2 protein-coding genes are annotated in these 3,929 nt (G+C 52.7%); both read left to right on the top strand.

Annotated features, from left to right (window positions below):
• Nucleotides 1–17 precede the first annotated feature (17 nt).
• Nucleotides 18–3,059, top strand: coding sequence for a SusC/RagA family TonB-linked outer membrane protein (locus ABWO75_RS13515; RefSeq protein WP_353186387.1), 3,042 nt, complete (start codon nt 18–20; stop codon nt 3,057–3,059).
• Nucleotides 3,060–3,091: 32 nt separating this feature from the next.
• Nucleotides 3,092–3,929 (top strand): SusD/RagB family nutrient-binding outer membrane lipoprotein (locus ABWO75_RS13510; RefSeq protein ID WP_353186385.1); only part of this gene is annotated, 838 nt, incomplete at its 3' end.

Below are 3,929 nucleotides of genomic sequence, written 5' to 3'. Positions count from 1 at the left end.
ATGATAACCTCGTTGTTGTGAGAAATAAAATGGGCCAGCAGGACATCACCGTACGAGGTGTGGTTCGGGATACGGATGGACAACCACTGACGGGAGTCAGCGTGATGGTAAAAGGAACAACGCGGGGGGCAAGTACCGACGCAGCAGGTAATTTTACCATTCCGACACCTGCCGATGGCACGCTTATCTTCTCCTATATCGGCTATAAAACCAATGAGATAGCTGTCAATGCACAGTCATCGATCGCCGTTACCCTTGAGAGCGACGCTCAGGCGCTGGGCGAGGTAGTCGTTACGGCGCTGGGCATTACCCGGGAGCGGAAATCGCTGAGTTATTCAGTAACCGAGGTGGCCGGGGAGGACCTGTCCAAAGCCCGGGAAATCAATCTTGGAAATGCATTGACGGGCCGGGTGGCGGGGCTTAATGCAACAAGTACCTCAACCGGACCGGGCGGGTCCACACGGATCGTTATTCGCGGAAATGGCTCACTGAATGGTGACAACCAGCCGCTGATCGTCGTTAACGGCATCCCAATCGACAATTCAAACCAGGGATCGCCGGGCACGTATGGCGGCACCGACAGGGGTGACGGATTGTCCAGCATCAACCCGGATGACATTGAAAGTATTTCCGTATTGAAGGGCGGTACGGCCGCGGCACTTTATGGTTCGCGTGCGGCCAACGGGGTAATCCTGATCACAACCAAGTCGGGGCAGGCCCGTCAGGGGATAGGCGTGGAATATAACACGACATATACCCTCGAAACCCCGCGCGATCTGCTGGACTGGCAATACGAATACGGTGCCGGAACAAGGGGTGAGAAGCCGGGCTCCCAGGCCGAGGCTATCGCCAACGGACGCATGTCTTGGGGTGCACCGCTCGATGGTTCCATGGTAATGCAGCCCGACGGGCAGGAACGACCGTATGTGGCGCAGCCCAATAACATCACCAATTTCTACAATACCGGCAGCACATTCAGCAATACACTGGCGCTGGTTGGCGGTAATGAGTCCGTCAATTTCCGGTTTTCGGCCGCGAATGTCGACAATGAGGGCATTGTTCCTAACAATTCCCTGAACATGAAAACCTTTAATTTAAGCGTGAATGCCAATCTGGCCGACAAGATCTCGTTTGAAGGACGGGCGCAATACGGCATACAGGAAAATAAGAACCGCCCGCGCCCCGGCGATTTCGACCGGAATGTGAACACCGGTGTACAGGTGGTGGCAAACAGCATTGATGTACGCACCCTGGCCCCTGGGTTTGATCCGGCGACGGGAAACGAATTTGTCTGGAGTGATTATATCTACGTAACAAACCCTTATTTCGTTATCAATAAGGTGCGGAACGGCGATACTCGTAAACGGTTCATGGGCTCTTTTGTCGCCCGTTACCATTTTACCGATTACCTGTATGCATCGGGCCGGGTAGGGATAGACCGTTTCAATTTTGATGCATTTGACATTATTCCGTCCGGTATCGCCTTTAATAACCGCGGACAGATGTCGACTAATCAGAACGATCGCCAGGAAGTGAATGGCGAGGTGATCCTTGGACTGGATAAAACGTTCGGCCGTTTCTCCATCAACGCGCTCGTCGGCGGTAATCAGATGCGCAGCACCATTCAGGGAATCGGTCTGAACAGCGGTCAGTTTAACGTACCGTTCCAGTATTTCATTGGGAACGGGAGTGCCCAGAATTTCAATCAGAATTACAGTCAGCGGGCAATCAACTCGCTCTTCGGTTCCGCAGATATCGGTTATAATGGCTACCTGTACCTGACATTGACCGCAAGGCAGGACTGGTTTTCTACGCTGGCAGCCGACAATAACAGTTTGCTCTATCCATCGGTGGGAATGACGTTCGTTGCATCGGATGCCTGGGGCAGCCGTCCCGAATGGCTGAACTTCCTGAAATTGCGGGGTTCATGGGCGCAGGTGGGTGGCGGCGCGCCGGCGCCTTATGGACTGGATCTTACTTATAGCAATTCCGCGCAGCTATACATTAACGGCGCGACGCTGATGACCATCAACGGAAGTACCATTCCAAACGCGTTGAAGCCGTATACGTCGACGACCACGGAATTCGGCGTTGAAGGGCGGATCTTCAATAACCGGGTGGGCATGGACCTGACGGTATACGACCGGACGACGACCAATGACATCGTAAATGCGTCCGTACCGATTTCGTCCGGATATGGCAGTGTTGCCATGAACGTCGGGCAGATTCAAAACCGCGGAGTTGAATTGCTGTTAACAGGTACGCCGGTACAAAAGACCAATTTTAACTGGGACGTTGCCTTAAATATGGCCTATAATAAGAACACCGTGCTGAAAATTGCCGATGGATTGACCTCGCTGTATCTCCCGGGTGCAACCACACGGACGCTGAATGGATGGGTTTACCATTTTGAAGGAGAACCTTTCGGATTAATCGCCGGAAACCGGGCAGCCCGCAACCAAAATGGGGAAATCATTTACAATGGTGCAACGGGTATACCGATTCAGGGGCCGCTGGAAATTTTAGGACAGGGCGTGCCGCCGCTGACACTCGGGCTAACCAATAGCTTCCGTTACAAATCGTTCAACATGAGTGTGCTGGTCGACGGAAAATTCGGCGGTTCGATTTACTCGGCCACCAACGCGTACGGCACGCAGTTCGGGCTGGACAAGCGCACGGTGGAAAACGGGGTCAGGGAAAATGGCGTGCAGGTGTCCGGGGTAGACCAGGAGGGTAACCCTTATTCCGGCAGCGTCACCGCGCAGACTTATTATTCGACAATCTGGTCGACACTGACCGATCAGTTTGTCACCGATGCGGATTTCATCAAGCTGCGTTCCATTACACTGGGTTATTCGCTGCCGGGCCGTTTACTGGAGAAGACGCCCGTTCAGGCAGCGAATATTTCATTTGTGGCCCGCAACCTGTTTCTCCTGCTGAACAAGGCACGGAATATCGATCCGGAATCGAGCTATAGCAATGGAAATGCCCAGGGGCTGGAAAACTTCGGCTTGCCGACCGTGCGCAGCTATGGGTTGAATTTATCAGTCAGGTTCTAATGGGAAAAGGAATGACGCTCAACAAAACGACCATGAAATACACTATAAGAAAAATAAGCTCAGCGCTGATGCTGGGAAGTTTAGCTGCGTTGCTGCTTACATCGTGCGATAAAGGATTTGAAGAAATGAACCGTAATCCGAATGCCTATACGGAACCGGTTATCGGAAACCTGTTTACGACCAGCATCGTCCGTACGGCGGGTACGGGAACCAATGACCGGAACCGGACCAACATCAAGTACTTTGCGGGTACCATGCAGTACATGGCCTCGCTGGGAACCAACTGGTCCGGGGACAAGAATTTTGAAAACGGCCAGTTCGGCGATCTCTTTTTTGAGATTTACAATTCCCACCTGCCCGAACTGCAGGAGGCCATTGCCTTTACGGAAGGAAACCCGGAACTGGTCAACCACCACGCCATGGCCAGTATCTGGCGGGTTTATGTACTGCACCGGGTCACCGATATGTATGGCGATGTGCCTTACACCGAAGCGGGCCAGGGATATATCAACCAGGTTCACAAACCCAAATACGACAAGCAATCGGATATTTACCCCGATATGCTGGCTAAACTGGAAACCGCAATTAACCAGCTGGACTCATCGAAACCGACGTTCGGAATCAACGATGTACTTTACGAGGGTAATACCGATAAATGGAAAACATTTGGTTATTCGTTGATGCTAAGACTGGGCATGCGGCTGACACAGGTGGATCCAGCGCTCTCCCGGCAGTGGGTAGAAAAGGCGATCGCCGGGGGAGTGATGGCCAGTAACGACGATATTGCCAAGGTAGACCATACTGCCGGCAACAGTAATACACAGAATTGGGATGCTTTTGAGCTGAAACGGGAAAGCCTGCCCGAGTCCA

The sequence above is a fragment of the Parapedobacter lycopersici genome (genome assembly GCF_040395035.1).
Taxonomy (GTDB): Bacteria; Bacteroidota; Bacteroidia; order Sphingobacteriales; family Sphingobacteriaceae; genus Parapedobacter; species Parapedobacter lycopersici_A.
Note: the sequence above shows the minus strand (reverse complement) of the source record. Positions and strands in the feature narration are given on the sequence as shown.